The sequence below is a fragment of the Sporolactobacillus sp. BBK16-2 genome (assembly GCF_059878335.1).
On record NZ_CM187611.1, the window covers coordinates 3,029,368 to 3,044,691 of the forward strand.

Sequence of the window (15,324 nt, forward strand, 5' to 3'; positions counted from 1 at the left end):
CAATCAAAACGATTCTTCTTTGAATCCAACCGCAAATTTGTGCGATAATCAAATCAAAACATCGCTTCTCGAAGGGAATGGCATTGATGAAAATCGCATCGATTCAGCTTCAAATCAGCGATACACAATCTGCGTCAGATCGATTGAAAAAAGCAGACGCACTTCTTGACAAACTCACTGGCTATGATTTTATTCTTCTTCCGGAAATCTGGATGACCGGCTACAATACATTCGACCATTATCAGGATGAAGCTGAGCCGCTGCACGGCCGCTTTGTTTCTCATTTTGCCCAAAAAGCATGCGAGCTGAACACGTATCTGTTCGCCGGCAGCTTCGTTGAAAAGTCCGGAGAACACTTTTACAACACAAGTGTTCTATTCAACCGCCAAGGCGAATTAATCGGATCCTATCGCAAAATCCATTTATTTACTTATGGATCCGAGGAAGGTGAGCTGTTGACACGCGGAAGCGATCCGGTCACTGTAGACACTGAATTCGGCAAAGTCGGACTCGCTACGTGCTATGATCTCCGTTTTCCTGAACAGTTCCGCAAAGAACTCGATAAAGGAGCCAAAATGTTCCTCATTACTTCAGCTTGGCCGCTTGCGCGTCTGGCGCACTGGGAACTTTTTAATGCGGCACGCGCCGTCGAGAACCAATGTTTTCTCGCCTCCTGCAATTGTGTCGGCACAAATCGAGGTGTCGTCCTAGGCGGCCACAGCCGCATCGTTGATCCTTGGGGCAACGTAATTGCTACCGGAGATGAAAATGAATCCATCGTCACAGCCGAGATTGATCTGGCAACTGTTGATCAAATAAGAGATGAGTTCCCACAGCTCAAACACCGAGTTCCGATCGAGTAAACTTGCAGCTGATGCAATCTGTGCGTGCGACTTTTCGCACGCATTTTTTAATTTGCATGTGCTTGAGCATCCTTTTTCTCAAACATGAACTTCAAAAGCGGCGGAGTAACCAGTGTCGTCAAAATAACAACAATGATCAGGGGCGTAAAGTACTGCTGCTCGAGTACATGCGCTTCGATCCCGATTGAAGCGAGAATGAGCGCCACTTCTCCACGCGAAATCATGCCGGACCCGATACGGAGTGAGGACAAGCGTGAAAAACCTGTAAGCCAAGCGCCGAATCCGGAACCAATGAATTTCGTTAAAATAGCGATCAATGTCACACCAATAATAAACCACAGCTGGTCGAGAATTCCGGCAAACGATACCTTCAATCCAATACTTACAAAAAAGACCGGAACAAAAATGCTGTAAGCAATCGGCTCTATTTTGTGCTCAATCGTTTTCTTTAACGACGTCTGTGCCATTGCCACGCCGACAATAAAAGCTCCAATGATTCCGGCAACGCCGAGCAGTTCCGCGTACCATGCATAGGCGAGCAAAAGGACAACTGCACCGCTGATCAAGGGCTCTGCAACCTTCAATCGCTGACATAAGCGGATGAGCCATGGAATTCCTTTCCACGCAACAACAAGTGCTGTCACAAAGAAAATGATTTTCTCACCAACAACCCACCAAATAAATTGGGTTGAATCACCAAACAGACTCATTGCGAATGCCAAAAGAACAATAACCAGTACATCATCAAGTACCGCCGCTCCCAGCAGCGTTGTACTTTCTTTTGTCTGCAGCTTGCCAAGTTCCTTCAGGGTCTGTACGGAAATGCTGACAGAGGTTGCCGAAAGAATAAGTCCGAGAAACACAGCGTGATTCGTATCCATTCCCATCAGCTCTCCTGCCAGATAGCCGAAACCAAGCGGCAGAATAACGCCGCCGACCGCCACAGCCGATGATGAACGCGCGCTGTTTTTCAATCCTTCAAGATCCGTTTCGAGACCGGCAATAAACATAAGCAGCAGCACACCAATTTCACTGAATGTATGAATAATGTCCGAATCCGGTATCCAGCCAAGAATGGCCGGACCAATTACAATGCCCACAATGAGCTCGCCGAGAACCGCCGGCTGTCCGAGCCGAGCACTCAGATGTCCCGCCAGTTTTGTTGCTAGAATAATCACTGCTAATTGAATGATAATAGTCATTCTATCCTTCCTCTCCTCCTGAAAAAAAACAAAGTGAAGCCTATGTTGACAGGCTCCACCAAATTTCGTCTTATATTCATTTCCTTAAGACTACTCATTCACCTACTCTTTTGTCAACACCACAATCATCATTTCCATTTTATTAAGGCTATGTAAAATTCTTGCAAACTCATTCCAAGACCTTGAAGTCTAGCAATCGCTTCACGATAATTAGATTACGAGGAACGTTGTCTCATTTGAAAGAAAGGAGGTTTATTCTGTCGGTATTTCATAACTAAGGGGAGAAAAAAGTGAATAAAACAGTCAAGATGCTCAGCGTTGCTCTTATCTTTTTCTCATTAACGATTGGCTGCATAATCGTGCCATTCGAACATTCCGCCCATGCAGCAACGGCGAACTATAAGGCTTATGTTCGCTGCTATTCGCTGAATATCCGCAACAAGCCGAGCAGCAAATATAAAACCGTGCGCACGGTCCACATGAATACACGAATAACCGTGCTTGGTCAGAAAAAGGGCTACGCATATATTTATTCGGGCGGCAAAAGAGGTTATGTTCAGAATAAATGGTTAAAAGGCAATATTGATTCCCGCAGAGCCCATATAACCGTCAGCGCTGTGAACGCACGTGCCGGAGCAGGCAATCAGTACAAATCTGTGAAAAAATTGCACCGCAACGAGAAAATCACCGTTTCCGGATATCACGGCGGCTGGTACGGATTTAAACACGGAAGAGTCACCTACTATATCGCTGCAAAATATGTAAAGATGGGCAATCCCCCAATAGCCAGTGCAGCCCCACCTGAAATCGTCAAATTGAATTATTCACCGGTCAATGCCTATACAGCGTATATCGGATACGACAATCTCAAGGTTTATCAAGATACCAATTCACAATCTGCCGTTGTCACAACACTGAGAGAGAAAACAGCAGTGACTATCATTGGTCAGAATGGGGATTGGAAACGTATTCGAACCAATGATGGAAAAGAAGGCTTCGTATATAAGAACAACCTGACAACAGATTTGAATCGATTTAATCCTCCTGCAGGTGCTAACGGTGTCGATCTTTCTCACTGGCAAAATGATAATAGTGGTGGAACGATCGATTTTAATGCCATTAAAAATTCTGGAAACAGCTTTGTTATTGTTAAAGCAAGTGAAGGAAGCAAAGGGTCGGATAATACGTTCTCAGCAAATGCGCATAATGCACAAAATGTTGGTCTTAAAGTCGATGCCTATCATTTCTTCAGAGCAGCAAATAGCGATCAAGCTATAGCTGAAGCCAATAATTTTGCTAATGTGCTGAATAACTCAGGATTCAATAATGACAATCTCGGCTATTTATTTGTAGACGTTGAAACAACAAATGGTATCCAGGGCAATGTCAAAGAAACCCTAAGCGATAATGTCAATGTGTTCCTCAACCAAATGCGAAACAGAGGCTTTTCTAAGTTAGGCATTTATTCCGGATCGAATTTCTATAAAACCTATATTGACATGAGCCGAATTTCACAACCTCAAAGGATGCTTATTTGGATCGCACGTTACCGCGGTCAAGGGACCAATAGCGGGGTGGGAACAGGTTTTCAAGTTGATATCTGGCAATATACGAGCAATGGTACCGTTTCAGGGATCAGCGGTGCCGTTGATCAAAATGTTTCTTATTATGACCCTAATGCAATGTAATCTATCATTTAGAGGCCTTCCCTTCCGAAGGTCTTTTTTTTAACAAAAAAAGTGACGCCTGTGATCAGGCGCCCAAGAGTTGTTCCTATATTAAAAAGGGGAGGTTAAACAATGCTTCATTGATTTAACATCTCTTATGATACAGCGGAATTATTAAGAACTGATTAACAGAATGCTGAATGATTTTAGAAGTTATGAAAAAGAACTCATAATTCGTTTTAGAGAATAAGCACACGCAAAAAAATAAACCCTCTCGCAAGGGTCCAATAAAAGATTATATAACAGGGGGAAGTCAACAAACACAATTTCATTTGACACCTATAGCATACTGAAATTTTTTATAAATAGGGGAATATCGGCAAATTTTTGAAATAGATGTTACTCTTTTCATATTATTCTCGATCTTCAATGAACACATGATACGGAACCTTCAAATGAATGATGCCATTTGAATAGGGAGCGACCTCGTATTCCTGAAAAACAATGACAATTCCATGATCGTAGAAATAAAACTGTCCGTTCTTCAGATCAACGCTTTTGAACGAATCGAGAAAGAAATCATAGCGTCCCTCATTTTTCAGCTTGATCATTTGCTTTTTCAGATAGGCATTGACTTTCTTAAGTTCCTTCTTGGTGTGGATGATATCGTTTAATTGGTATTGTCTCCCGCTGCGCGTATCGTAATTATAAACTTTTTCATAGTGCATGCCGTGCGCGCCGCCTGTGTAGGATTCATCAATGAATGAAACACTGAGTAGGCAGTTGCTGTTAAAACGTACTGTCGGCTGAGTATGAGCATAATAAGGTCCCGCTGCACTAATCAACTGATCATGTGCGTATTGTTCTTTGTATTTCTTGTCCGTTTTTTGCACATTTTCCGCATGTTTACGAAAAACCCGGTTCATTTGATCCATGATCTGTTGATCTTCAAGCCCTGACGTAATCTGCGGATAGGAAATGCCTTCAGACAACTGCTGAATTTTGTATTTTACCGGCGGGCAGGTATTTGCTTTGGATACGGATGCAAAAATCATACCGGACAACAGACTGAAGCAGACGATAAAAGGTACGATCCATCTTTTGTTCATGTATAACGTACTCCTTTCTTTTTCCTTAGTATGTCCTGACACCTTCAAGCTATGAATACGCCTAAAATAAATCGTTTTCATTTCTGTTTTGCTTTCGTATCGCGTAAAATAAGCAGTGAGGTGATGGAGAATGATCATCATACATGCGCTATTTAAAGTTAAATCGGAACAAAGAGATGCATTTCTTTCCGCGACCAAGCCACTTGTGGCCGGATCTCAGGCTGAAGAAGGAAACATCAGCTACAATTTATTGGAAAATGCTCAAGAACCGAACACATTCATGATGATTGAGGAATGGAAAGATCAGAAAGCAGTGGATGTTCATAATCAAACCGAACATTTTGTTCACTTTGGCTCGATTTCCGTCCCATTCTTTGAGGTGCCGACAAAAGTAACTCTTTTTCAGGCAGAAAAAAAACAGTAAAAGAGAAGCTCACTGCTTCCTATTTTTTCATCGTATCTTTTTCGTGAAACAACGGAAAATACTCATGCACCAAATAATTGAGGGAGATGAAACCAATGGGAAACGGTCATGCCTTCTGGTCTTTTTTAGCAGGATGCGGAGCAACAGCCGCTTTTTTCTGGATGAAAAACAACCAGAAAAATATGCCTAAATGGGCAAAACAGCCGATGGATCAAATGGGGAAAGCCGCTCAGAATATGAGCGGAACGTTCAGTCCGCAAGGTTGAGGCATTACGGCTAATCAAAGGGCTCTCTGCAGAACACATGCAGAGAGCCTTTTGACTTTTTCATAGTAAAAAAAGCTGATACTGATATCAGACTGAAGCGCCTGAAGCTGCCGTTGTCGCATCCGTACTGTTATTCGCAGCAGATGAGAGTAAATTCCACAACAGATCTTCCACTGAATTGGTGATTTGAGTTGATGTATCCGAAATACCGGAAATACTGCTCGAATTATTAGAATCCCCATCAGTCAGCTCGCTGTTGGATGAAGACAAAGTGCCGAGCATCTGAGATGATGAATCGTTCATTAATGAAGAAGCAAGCAATTGTGCAAACTCAGAAGATAATTCCTTTGTGTCTGTGCTGCTCGTTGATGCTGTTGTAGCAGAATTTGAATTCTCAATCTGCAATAGATAATTGAGTAAATAATTGTTCAACGAAACCGTCATTGTTACCTCCCCCTTTCCCCCATGATTAAAAACAATCTATAGTGTAGCAATGCAATCTTAAGAAATCATTAATTAGTTTTGCTCATCATTTTTTCTGAATTTCAGATTAGAAAAACCGGGCAAAAAGCACCCGGTCCTTACTTCCGCAGGATGCGGTGGCTTTCGCGTTGCATACAGGACGTATGCGTATTTAGCGAAAGTTCCTTTTTTAGCATTGGTTTGTGTCTTTCGGTGCTTGAATCATCGCTTCGGTTGCTCGCATCAACTGAGCGCGACCGCGGGCAGTCCGGGAGCCTCCTCAAGCAAACTAATACCTGCGGGGTCTCCTCTGGCCTGCACTCCCGCAGGAGTCTCGCACCTGCGCGTTTGGTTCAAACCTTTGGCTTTGGCGAAAATCATATACTTTCTTTACCTGTAAGAAAAACCGGGCAAAAAGCGCCCGGTCCTTAATTAAGTAACGAGTAAAATAAGCGGAATTTCTCCGTCTATTTAGTGGGTGCTGAATTAGGTGAGTAAAAATTCGGCGTCTTCGCTTGATTTATAGCTAATCGTTAGGTATGTATCCTTGATTTGTACGACAAGTAAAAGGGCAAAAGAAAAAAGGCGTAAGACCGTATCGATGTTTGCCATCGTAATGCCCATATCAATGGTGACGGCAATGGTATCCTTTGTTTTGGCGCGCACTAAGCCAAGGCTGCACTTTTGTTTGATAAAAGCAAAGCTGCGCTCAATTTGCCCGCGGCGATTCTCCGCATCACGCGCTGCTGCGTTCTCGGCGCGTCGTTGCTTTTCGTCGACGTTCTTGGGTTTGCGCCCGAGTTTGGGTCCTATAATCGTCATGCCTCGCTCTTTGGCAAACGCGATGTTTTCCCGATTGCGGTACAGCTTGTCGGCCAGCACTTCGTCGGGGTAATAACCGTGCTGCTCTTTATACCGCTCAACGGCCTTTTGAAAGTCGGTACTTTCATTAAACGCGTTGAAATCGACCCGTTCGATGTCGAGGATCCCATCCTGAATGGAGACATCGATTTTGGGACCAAACTCGGTATTTTGTTTCGCCTTGCCTCGTTTGATCGGGCGCACATACGGCTGGGCCAGACTGACAATCCGATGGTCCACTCGGTGGGTCTTCGTCCGATACATGAACTCCTGTTGCGTAAACAGTTCCTGGATGGTAACCAGTCGGCTCAGTTGCTTCTCTGTCAATTGTCCCCCTTGTGCCTGAAGCTCGCCGACATAACGCAAATCACGTCGCACGTACTGCAGTTGCGCTTTGATTTGTTGGCGCGTTTCCTTAGCCGTGCGACGCGGCTTCTTGGTGAACGTGACATAGGTTTTATGCGCTTCCCGTTTGTAGGTCCGCGGAATGGGAACGTGGAGCTGATGCGCTAGTTCCGTAATGAACGTTTCAAGGAACGTGCGCGCCTGGTTGAGTAAGGAATAGTCTTGTGGAAAGCGGATATGAACGGGCGTGACCGTAGCGTCAAGGATCATCGTCTTCTGCTCGTCGCCCAGGCTGTCTTGAAGCTGGATTTTACACCAGCCTCCGATCATCGTACGCAACCGAGAACTGATCGGTGCGATCCGTTTCCGGAAATGCGTGAGGGCGGACGGATTGAACGGCACTTTGACTGTGTACGTGGGACACCCCATAAAGTACTGATAGGCCGGAGTATCCCGAATGGCCTTGACCAAATCAGCGTCGGAAAGACCGGTGGATTGCTTAATGAGCTGTGCCCCATAAAAAAGTCGGAAGGGTTTGCCTGCTCGGCCAAGTGGAGACGGAAAAACTTCACGATAGATAGTCTCCATCTCGGTCCACGGCAGTTGATCTGCAAGTTGCACCCATTTATTGTCCGGACTTAAAGAGACACCGAGCCCCTGTCCGAAAGATTCTATAGAAAGTTGAACTGTTTTCGTCCGATAAACCATCCCAAGCACCTCATTCATTGAAAAATGCACGGGAAATTGCGTCAGAGTGCGTGATCCCATGCATTTATTATACACTAAATGTGTGTGTAATTGTTTACTTTAAGGTGTTTTAGAATTACTAAGTATCCACTATTTAAGCTATTTTTTCATTCTTTTTCTAATTAAACGGAATTTTTCCGTTTATTTCTCAGATTGGGCGCTTACCTGATCGCCCAACCAAATTTTATGACGCTGATCGTCGTACCAGCAAGACAAAACGATAAACTTATAGTATAAAAAATCCCTTTCTGAAGCTTTTAAGTTAAGATCGTTCGATAACTCTAGTGACTATTTTCTACTCAACAATTGCGTATGATTTAAATGTGATACAATTTATTCAAAAACGTTACTGGAGTGCAGATATGAAAACAATCCAAATCATTTATACATCGTTCATGTCTGCCATTTTTCTTCTTGTGTTTATCGCTGCTTTTCCCAATTTTGGAAAAGTGTCGGGTGTTTTAGGATTAATTACTTTCGGCATTTATAGTATTTGGAAAGACAAAGAACTGATAAGAGACATCCTCATTGAAACGATATTGAGTTTCATTATTGTATTGATTGTCATCCACATTTGGGGCTTACCATTTTGAGTGTGCTCAATGTTAATAAATATTCGCAGCTTCTCTCAAACCATGTCATGTCAGAGCGTTAAATTAAAGTCTATATTCTCCAGCAACGCATGGGGAAACTGAAGAAGCATCAAACTATTCATTAATCATTATTTTGCGGACCAAATTGTGCGTCTATAACATCTCGAAAATCATAATTTTTCTTCATACCATAAGCATCACGGACAATCAGCTGTCTGCTGAATGAATCAAGACAGCTCGGGTAACAAATCGACTGCTTTATGAAACCGCCCTTGTAATAACTTAACTGAACGGGTGCACGCTCGTTAATCGCTGCTTGTAGCGTTCGTCTGATCTGCTCAGTCTCGTCCTCGGCAAGTATCGGCCGGTCTATTTTCGTGTTGTTTCGTACCTCATTTCTCATTCTTGTCTCCAGCATTGCGGACATACCCAAGTCGGACTCCGACTGCATACACGACGATTCTTCGGTTAACTTACTCATAGGTTAATTCCACCCTTGTCATTTGGTAACCGTAATAACTTCTCGATGGTATCCTCAATTTCCTGTCTGCTATGTCCGGTCCGTTGTTCCAACGCGTCCATATCTACCTTTCTGCCGCCGATGCTGTCGTTAAGAATAATTTGCCGCAGTTTTCGCTCGAAGTCAGATAGCATCAAATCACTCCTTTTGTCATCTATTATACACGAACATATGTTCTTTTTAAACTAAAAATACAAACTCACGTTCGATATAATTTAAGTAGACAAAACATGCTTCAACTTTGATGCATTCGAAAATCCGATTGATGTTATCGGACTATTCTTCTTTAATGGCTTTCTAAAAATCATTATAGTTAAGAAAACACTAACTGGAGATTATTTTATGAAAATCATTGCTTTTTATGGTTCGATAAGAGACAAAGGGAACTCAGAAACGCTTGCACATTTTGCGCTTCAAGATTTAGATGTTACAAACGTTTTTTTGAGAGATTATCACATTAATCCCATCTCAACTCACAGACATGAAGATGACGATTACCAAAAGCTGATCCGAAAACAAGTGCTCGCAGATATAATTTTATTTGTTACTCCGGTTTACTGGTATGGGATGTCTAGTTTATTAAAACTATATATTGATCGTTGGTCTGAAACCCTGAGAGATCCGTCAATGCCCGATTTCAGAGAAAAATTGAAGGCGAAAGAAGTTCATTTAATTACCGTAGGAGGCGATGAACCTTATATAAAAGCTTTACCCATGATACAGCAAATGCAATGTATTTGTGACTTTTTACAAATGAAATTCGGCAGTTATGTCATTGGCAAAGGGGACAAAAAGGGGGACGTTTTAACAGATAAAAACGCCTTGAATGCTGCTGCCCATTTAAATCACTATCTCAACTTTCGCACCCCAATTTAGGTAGATAAACCTTGATATAGTTAGGTAAACCAGCCATCCATTGTACGAGTTGACTTTTAATTAATTTGTTGAGCCTCTTATTTGTCTGCTGAAGCACATCATCAAAAATTTTGAATAGATCTGCAAGCGCTGCGGCCCAATCTAATTCGTTCACCTCATCGCAGAGTTCATAGAACATGCCTCCGAGTGTGCGGTGATCGGTATGGCAGCGATTTTGCCAAGATAAGAGGATAAAACGAGAAAAGACAATGGTGGTATGGCTGATCATCAAATCATAAGATCGGCCTTGAAACTCTTTTTGAAGCTTCAGCAGGGATTTTGTGGTTTTGAAAAACACTTCTATATCCCATCGCATGCCATAAATACGAATGATCTCTTGTTCGCTTAGCGTACAATCCGTACTCAAAATGGCCAACCATTCGCTTTTCATATTGCGGTTCGACACGAAAACAACCTTTACGCTGATCCCATTGGCCATGGTGGTTTGGATGGAACGCAAAAGGGTTCGATGACCAGTGACCGGCGGGGCGGCATGGTATAACGATTTTAACCCAACCAGCTTGTTCTTCACCTGATAACGTTGATTAGTGTCCTTGACCATACCGATGACGTCCATTCCTTTTGTCCGGATGGCTTGAATCAAAGGCTGTTGGGTAAACCAGGTATCCATGAGCACATAAGAGGCTTCGATTCCGCTCTTTAATGCACGCTCAATCATAGCAGGAATCTGCTCAGGCGCTGTTTGAAGAGCTTCCATCCGCCGTTTATAGCCGGAACAGCGTTTATCAATCTTCTGAGAAATGCCGTTAATTTGTGCCTTCTTTGAACTCAGCAATGAGAAATCAATAGGCATAAATGTAGCTCCATCAGACCAGCCTAAAGTTAACATCCGGAATCCCTTATAGTACCGCATTTTTTGAGAGGCATGATCAAAACATCGGGCAAGCAGTTCAACTGTTTTACTCCGTTGTCGATAGAAAGAGGAATCATCAACGATGAGTACTTTCGGACGATGATGATCCGTCAGTGTACTTACCTTTTGAATCGTGCTCGTACTCAAAAAAAGAAGAAACCGACGCCAAGCAAACTGAGAATGATTCAGAAAACGATAAACGGCATCTTTTCCAGGATAATGGGTTGTTTTCTTACTCTCCAAAAGGCGATACCAATTTTTCTGTTCAAAGATGAGACAGAACACCAGTTGAAATAGATAGGCACACGTAAAGCCAAACGCTTTCGTAATACCTGCATGACGTAAATGTTTGAGCACACCCAACTCATCAAAAGTCACTTTTATTTCTTTTGGCAGTTGATTATTCAGACCCTTTTTCGCTATCATATAGAGGACACCTCTTCTTTTGGTAGTGTTTTCGTCAAATTCACTATACCAAAAAGGAAGGTGTCTTTCTATTTTGTCAAGATCCCTAATGAATAGCTCACAAAACAGGTTACATCAAGGATTCTCCCAGACTTTTACACTGCGAAAGTTGAGTCACTATTTTAAAAATCAAGCTAATCATTGATCTAATTGGTCCGCCTTTAAAAATGATATGCTCACTCTTTTATGTCGCTTTGCGATGCATTTCTGTAGAACATGAGCCAGTTGTTTTTTGTCCCGTCTTGTTCGAATTGAATGACGTGCCCATTATATTGATACTGAAGCAGGTGTTTTCCATTTATTTTTGGCGACATGCGCATTTCTTTAACGATCTTTTCTCGAGAAGTCTTCAAATGCACAACGAAGCTATATTTAAAGCGTCTCTGATCCTTAAAGTCATCCGTTTCAATGTTGTCATCGATCTGAAACGTTTGACCGTTTTTTTGATACACATAACTCTGCACTTCTTCACGATCAATGTGCCGATTCGGCTCTCCCCAGGCTTTTTTGACGTCATCCAAACTAAATCCATCGTTTAAAGAAAGCGGTGTCCCGCTGATTTTCCCATGCTTTAGATCTTTAACGAGTGCGGCATTTACTTGAACTTGCTTCGCATTTGTTGACTTCTTCACATGCGTGCACCCGGTAAATAGAACCAAAAGCAGAATACTCATTGCCAAAATTTTGTATGCCTTAATTTTCAATCACCTCTTAAAATTTTGCTAAACGATTATTTATAGGATACCTAAAAAGCTGCTGCTAATCAGTGTCATGTGAGTTTTTCCATCTCCTCTATTTTACCGATGAGTATAGACATGCTATTTTCTTCTCTTCTCATTATTCATTTTAATATGTACTACACCCAGAAACCCCTGGGTGGTGGCGTTTTATTTTGCCTTGAGAACTGCTTGTTCAATCAATTGCGGAATCAGCGCTTTAATATCGCCAATCGCCTGCTCTCCGAGTGAGATCAATTCCGGTGCCTGAGCGATGACGGACTTGACTGCGTCATCTTTGACACGCGCAGCAAGTTCTGAAGTAAACGCTCCTTTGGCCTTGGCATCCGCAACAACTCGCTGATTAAAATCTGCAACGACAGTCTCAGCAATTGATGACAGTCCATCAAGAACTTTATTAGCTATATCAGCCTGAGACGAGCTCAGATGTTTGTCCGCTGCCAATTTAATCTTTGGCACGAAGGCTGTGATTAAAGCACCGACACCTGCCACTAATAGAGATAAAACTGCCGATAAAACCTGTACTCCTAAATCCTGCACAACACTCATCCTTTCAAAAGGTTAGTCTGCTTACGCTCATTAGCTTATTCACGGTTACTTTCCTTGCTTGAGCGATCTTCCACAGACTGTCGCCTTTTTTGGCAGTGCAGATCATTAAAAAGAGACCGAGGAAATAACGGTACTTACCCGTCATTTTCTCGGCCCCAAACTTTTTCTGTTTAATATGCAAAAGATACGATGAAGGTCACTAAGGATAGAACAAATAAAATTGAGGGGATCCATGCAAGTCCGGTTCGATCGCAGAAATCGGATAGTGATGTGTATTTTTCTTTAAATGATAATTGATACAGAGCCTGTATAGCAAAAGTCATTGACGCACTGCTCAATAAAAAAAGAACGCTGATCAGTAAAAGCATATAGATTACCTCCTCACCATTCGTTTAGTATCAAACGAAAACAATTCCCTTTCATCATACTTTATTTAAGTAACCTCTGCCTGGATAAATCTGCATGTTAAGTTAATTATGCAAGCTAATCAAAAATATAGTATGCTATTTTTTCAGGCTATTGAGGTGACTATAGTATTGGTGTCTTGTCTTTGCACATTGGCAACATCATCTTCGAACTTGAGAAGCTCGTCCTCAAAACATCTGGCTTACATTGCCGCATCCATATTTCCATCTTCAATTCTCGTTTATGGGATAGCTATTTCTGCGGTCTCCTGCACATTCTCTTTGGCTGCGGAACGAAAGAGGGATTGAGGGGATCTATAGCCACTGTGCAAAAGGAATAGAAAAAGACATGAATCTAGATTCACTCGGGTGCAAAGCAAGGTAATGGAAAGGGGTTTATTGATGCATCTTTTGTTCACGTACATAGTATTAGGTTTTTCTATTTCAGTTCCTGTTGGTCCGATCACCATTGGTATGACCAAGCAGGGATTAAGAAATGGCTTTTTATTTGGGTGGTGCGTTGGTCTTGGCGGAATGACCGTTGATTTTATCATGATTCTCTTCATCTATTTCGGCTTTTCTACAATTCTATCGATGCCGATAATTAAAAGTGTAATGTGGCTGTTTGGCTGTTTCTTTCTTATCTATCTAGCTGTTGACAGTTTTAAAGAGAGTAAAGATTTTATTCATGATGAGGAACAGAAACCTGTTCAGCGTTCGCTTCTAAAATCCTATTTGTCGGGTTTAATGGTAGCAATATCGCCGGGAAGTATTATTTTTTGGATTGGTATTTTCGGCTCCATCCTCACAAATTCATTAACCGCTTCTACATCACATTCTTTTCTTTATATTGCCTTAGGAATACTATTGGGAATTATTCTTCACGATATCGTTCTGCTCAGCGTCATACACATGACACGCCGATTTGTGAATCAAAAGTTTATGCGTTGGTTCTCTATTGGCGCAGGTTTTGTATTACTGGCATTTGGCATCCGGTTTGGGTATGAATTTATAAGATCTTTGACCACAGCATATTAAGCATCTTGCTGCCGACATCATTTGGGACAATGCCTCCGTATGGATACAAAAAAGAGGTCTCTCATCGATTTCAAAATCGGTTGAGAAACCTCTTTTTTTAATAAACTAATACTTGAAAATTGAAAAAATATTCCAACCTCTTGTCAGCTCTGCAGTCTCCATGAATAAAATAGGGAAAGATTCCGTTCTTACCAGCTGTTGAGGGCAGCTGGCAGGCAAACGTACTCATCGTGTGAACAGTGGATGCCAATACCATTCCTAATACCTTCTTAATTCAGCCTTAAGCTGTTTTTAACATTTGAGAGGTACAATAAATGTCAGTGAGGGTGGCCCCACCATCGCCATCAGTGTTGGCGATGGTGGGGCCAATACTATTTTTGTATAGCCGCAACCCATCATTTACCCGTGTCTAGCACTCCTAGAGCAATTGGCTGCATATCTCCTCTAAACGCCCACCTGCTAAAGCAGGTGGGTTCAGACATAAATGTCTGCGACTTAAAGTCGCCATTCAAGACTGAAGTCTTCTGAAAGTTCTTGTGCTCAATGCACACTGAATTCTGACTGAACTCAGTCATCAATCCTGAAAATGTCGTCCCTGACTTTATTTGATTGATTGGCAATATAAGTTCGGATGATTCCGTCTGTCACGGTGCCCACCGTTGCACAGAAATAGCCTCTGGACCATAAATGCTGACCCCAATATCGTTTTTTCAATTCTGGAAATTCATCCTGTAATAACCGGGATGAACATCCTTTCAAATACTGCATGACTTTACTTGGAGCCAAACTGGGCGGACAGGAAATTAGCAGGTGAATGTGCTCTTTACCTACGCTACCTTGCAGAATCGTGATCCCTCTGGCGTCACAACCTTGCCGGATCAGTTCCCGTAACCGGACAGCAACCTGGCCTCGCAACACTTTGTAGCGATATTTTGTCACCCAGATCACATGATACTTGATGTCATAGATCGCGTGACCATTTTTTTGATAACCGTCCATACTTTTCACCTCTGTAAAAAGTATGGACACGAAAAGATAAGGCTAAAAGCGGATACCGTCTAAAGACGGTGGGTTTAGACCCCGCTTTTGGAAACTAAAGCAAAATCAAAACAACCCCTGAGGGTGCCGCTTTCATTCATTCTCTATTATTTTCTGACATGATACGCCGCGTCTCCTTTAGCATCACATGCCATTTAATATGGTAAAATAGGGTATCGTTCGATCGAGACGAATCCCGATTTATTAAGTCTTGTGGTATTAAGTCAAGACCTAAATAAGATTAA

Annotated in this window: 19 protein-coding genes; 7 read left to right on the plus strand and 12 right to left on the minus strand. The window is 42.3% G+C overall.

From position 1 onward, the window contains the following. Positions 1 to 86: 86 nt before the first annotated feature. Positions 87 to 863 (plus strand): carbon-nitrogen family hydrolase, encoded by a 777-nt coding sequence (locus AC6F33_RS15020; RefSeq protein ID WP_500778171.1) that lies wholly within the window; start codon positions 87 to 89, stop codon positions 861 to 863. 47 nt (positions 864 to 910) lie between these two features. Here the strand turns inward: AC6F33_RS15020 and AC6F33_RS15025 are convergent, their stop codons facing one another. Next, positions 911 to 2,065 (minus strand): cation:proton antiporter, encoded by a 1,155-nt coding sequence (locus AC6F33_RS15025; RefSeq protein ID WP_500777381.1) that lies wholly within the window; start codon positions 2,063 to 2,065, stop codon positions 911 to 913. Positions 2,066 to 2,355: 290 nt separating this feature from the next. Between AC6F33_RS15025 and AC6F33_RS15030 the strand changes: the two genes are divergently transcribed. Continuing rightward, positions 2,356 to 3,753 carry a GH25 family lysozyme gene (locus AC6F33_RS15030; RefSeq protein WP_500777382.1) on the plus strand — a complete coding sequence of 466 codons (1,398 nt, stop codon included), beginning with the start codon at positions 2,356 to 2,358 and terminating at the stop codon, positions 3,751 to 3,753. A gap of 392 nt (positions 3,754 to 4,145) precedes the next feature. Here the strand turns inward: AC6F33_RS15030 and AC6F33_RS15035 are convergent, their stop codons facing one another. After that, on the minus strand, positions 4,146 to 4,841 hold the full coding sequence (locus tag AC6F33_RS15035) for a DUF3298 and DUF4163 domain-containing protein (RefSeq protein WP_480948804.1): 696 nt from the start codon (positions 4,839 to 4,841) through the stop codon (positions 4,146 to 4,148). Positions 4,842 to 4,971: 130 nt separating this feature from the next. Here AC6F33_RS15035 and AC6F33_RS15040 point away from each other — a divergent pair, with 130 nt between their 5' ends. Both AC6F33_RS15040 and AC6F33_RS15045 read left to right on the plus strand, forming a co-directional pair. Then, positions 4,972 to 5,265 carry a putative quinol monooxygenase gene (locus tag AC6F33_RS15040; protein ID WP_480948805.1) on the plus strand — a complete coding sequence of 98 codons (294 nt, stop codon included), beginning with the start codon at positions 4,972 to 4,974 and terminating at the stop codon, positions 5,263 to 5,265. Positions 5,266 to 5,360: 95 nt separating this feature from the next. Then, a complete protein-coding gene (locus AC6F33_RS15045) occupies positions 5,361 to 5,531 on the plus strand; it encodes a hypothetical protein (protein ID WP_480948806.1) in 171 nt (56 codons plus the stop codon). 87 nt (positions 5,532 to 5,618) lie between these two features. Here the strand turns inward: AC6F33_RS15045 and AC6F33_RS15050 are convergent, their stop codons facing one another. After that, positions 5,619 to 5,975, minus strand: coding sequence for a hypothetical protein (locus tag AC6F33_RS15050; RefSeq protein ID WP_500777383.1), 357 nt, complete (start codon positions 5,973 to 5,975; stop codon positions 5,619 to 5,621). A gap of 504 nt (positions 5,976 to 6,479) precedes the next feature. Then, positions 6,480 to 7,907, minus strand: a complete 1,428-nt coding sequence (locus AC6F33_RS15055; RefSeq protein WP_500777384.1) for an IS5 family transposase — start codon at positions 7,905 to 7,907, stop codon at positions 6,480 to 6,482. Positions 7,908 to 8,308: 401 nt separating this feature from the next. On the opposite strand from AC6F33_RS15055, the gene AC6F33_RS15060 reads away from it, so the two are divergent. Continuing rightward, positions 8,309 to 8,539, plus strand: coding sequence for a hypothetical protein (locus tag AC6F33_RS15060; protein WP_500777385.1), 231 nt, complete (start codon positions 8,309 to 8,311; stop codon positions 8,537 to 8,539). 121 nt (positions 8,540 to 8,660) lie between these two features. Here AC6F33_RS15060 and AC6F33_RS15065 read toward each other — a convergent pair whose 3' ends face one another. Beyond that, entirely contained in the window at positions 8,661 to 9,020 is a 360-nt protein-coding gene (locus tag AC6F33_RS15065) for a YolD-like family protein (protein WP_500777386.1), read from the minus strand. Beyond that, positions 9,017 to 9,193, minus strand: a complete 177-nt coding sequence (locus AC6F33_RS15070; protein ID WP_255748398.1) for a hypothetical protein — start codon at positions 9,191 to 9,193, stop codon at positions 9,017 to 9,019. Before AC6F33_RS15070 ends, AC6F33_RS15065 begins: the two co-directional genes overlap by 4 nt. Positions 9,194 to 9,401: 208 nt before the next feature. Between AC6F33_RS15070 and AC6F33_RS15075 the strand changes: the two genes are divergently transcribed. Next, positions 9,402 to 9,935, plus strand: a complete 534-nt coding sequence (locus AC6F33_RS15075; protein ID WP_500777387.1) for a flavodoxin family protein — start codon at positions 9,402 to 9,404, stop codon at positions 9,933 to 9,935. On the opposite strand, the gene AC6F33_RS15080 is transcribed toward AC6F33_RS15075, so the two are convergent. The 5 genes from AC6F33_RS15080 to AC6F33_RS15100 all read right to left on the minus strand — a co-directional run bounded on the left by AC6F33_RS15080 (position 9,913) and on the right by AC6F33_RS15100 (position 12,967). After that, positions 9,913 to 11,274 (minus strand): IS4 family transposase, encoded by a 1,362-nt coding sequence (locus AC6F33_RS15080; protein WP_480948231.1) that lies wholly within the window; start codon positions 11,272 to 11,274, stop codon positions 9,913 to 9,915. The two genes, AC6F33_RS15075 and AC6F33_RS15080, sit on opposite strands and share 23 nt — an antisense overlap. A 215-nt stretch (positions 11,275 to 11,489) precedes the next feature. Beyond that, positions 11,490 to 12,017, minus strand: coding sequence for a hypothetical protein (locus AC6F33_RS15085; RefSeq protein WP_500777388.1), 528 nt, complete (start codon positions 12,015 to 12,017; stop codon positions 11,490 to 11,492). Between the two features lie 183 nt (positions 12,018 to 12,200). Beyond that, positions 12,201 to 12,590: a hypothetical protein gene (locus AC6F33_RS15090; RefSeq protein WP_480952926.1), complete on the minus strand. Its 390-nt coding sequence runs from the start codon at positions 12,588 to 12,590 to the stop codon at positions 12,201 to 12,203. A gap of 13 nt (positions 12,591 to 12,603) precedes the next feature. Then, entirely contained in the window at positions 12,604 to 12,744 is a 141-nt protein-coding gene (locus AC6F33_RS15095; RefSeq protein WP_500777389.1) for a LysM peptidoglycan-binding domain-containing protein, read from the minus strand. Between the two features lie 25 nt (positions 12,745 to 12,769). Further along, positions 12,770 to 12,967 carry a hypothetical protein gene (locus AC6F33_RS15100; RefSeq protein WP_500777390.1) on the minus strand — a complete coding sequence of 66 codons (198 nt, stop codon included), beginning with the start codon at positions 12,965 to 12,967 and terminating at the stop codon, positions 12,770 to 12,772. Positions 12,968 to 13,405: 438 nt separating this feature from the next. On the opposite strand from AC6F33_RS15100, the gene AC6F33_RS15105 reads away from it, so the two are divergent. Continuing rightward, the gene (locus AC6F33_RS15105; protein ID WP_255748403.1) at positions 13,406 to 14,041 is read left to right on the plus strand and encodes a LysE family translocator; all 636 of its coding nucleotides are present in this window, start codon (positions 13,406 to 13,408) and stop codon (positions 14,039 to 14,041) included. 567 nt (positions 14,042 to 14,608) lie between these two features. Here the strand turns inward: AC6F33_RS15105 and tnpA are convergent. Further along, positions 14,609 to 15,040, minus strand: coding sequence for an IS200/IS605 family transposase (tnpA, locus tag AC6F33_RS15110; protein WP_255748404.1), 432 nt, complete (start codon positions 15,038 to 15,040; stop codon positions 14,609 to 14,611). Positions 15,041 to 15,324 lie beyond the last annotated feature (284 nt).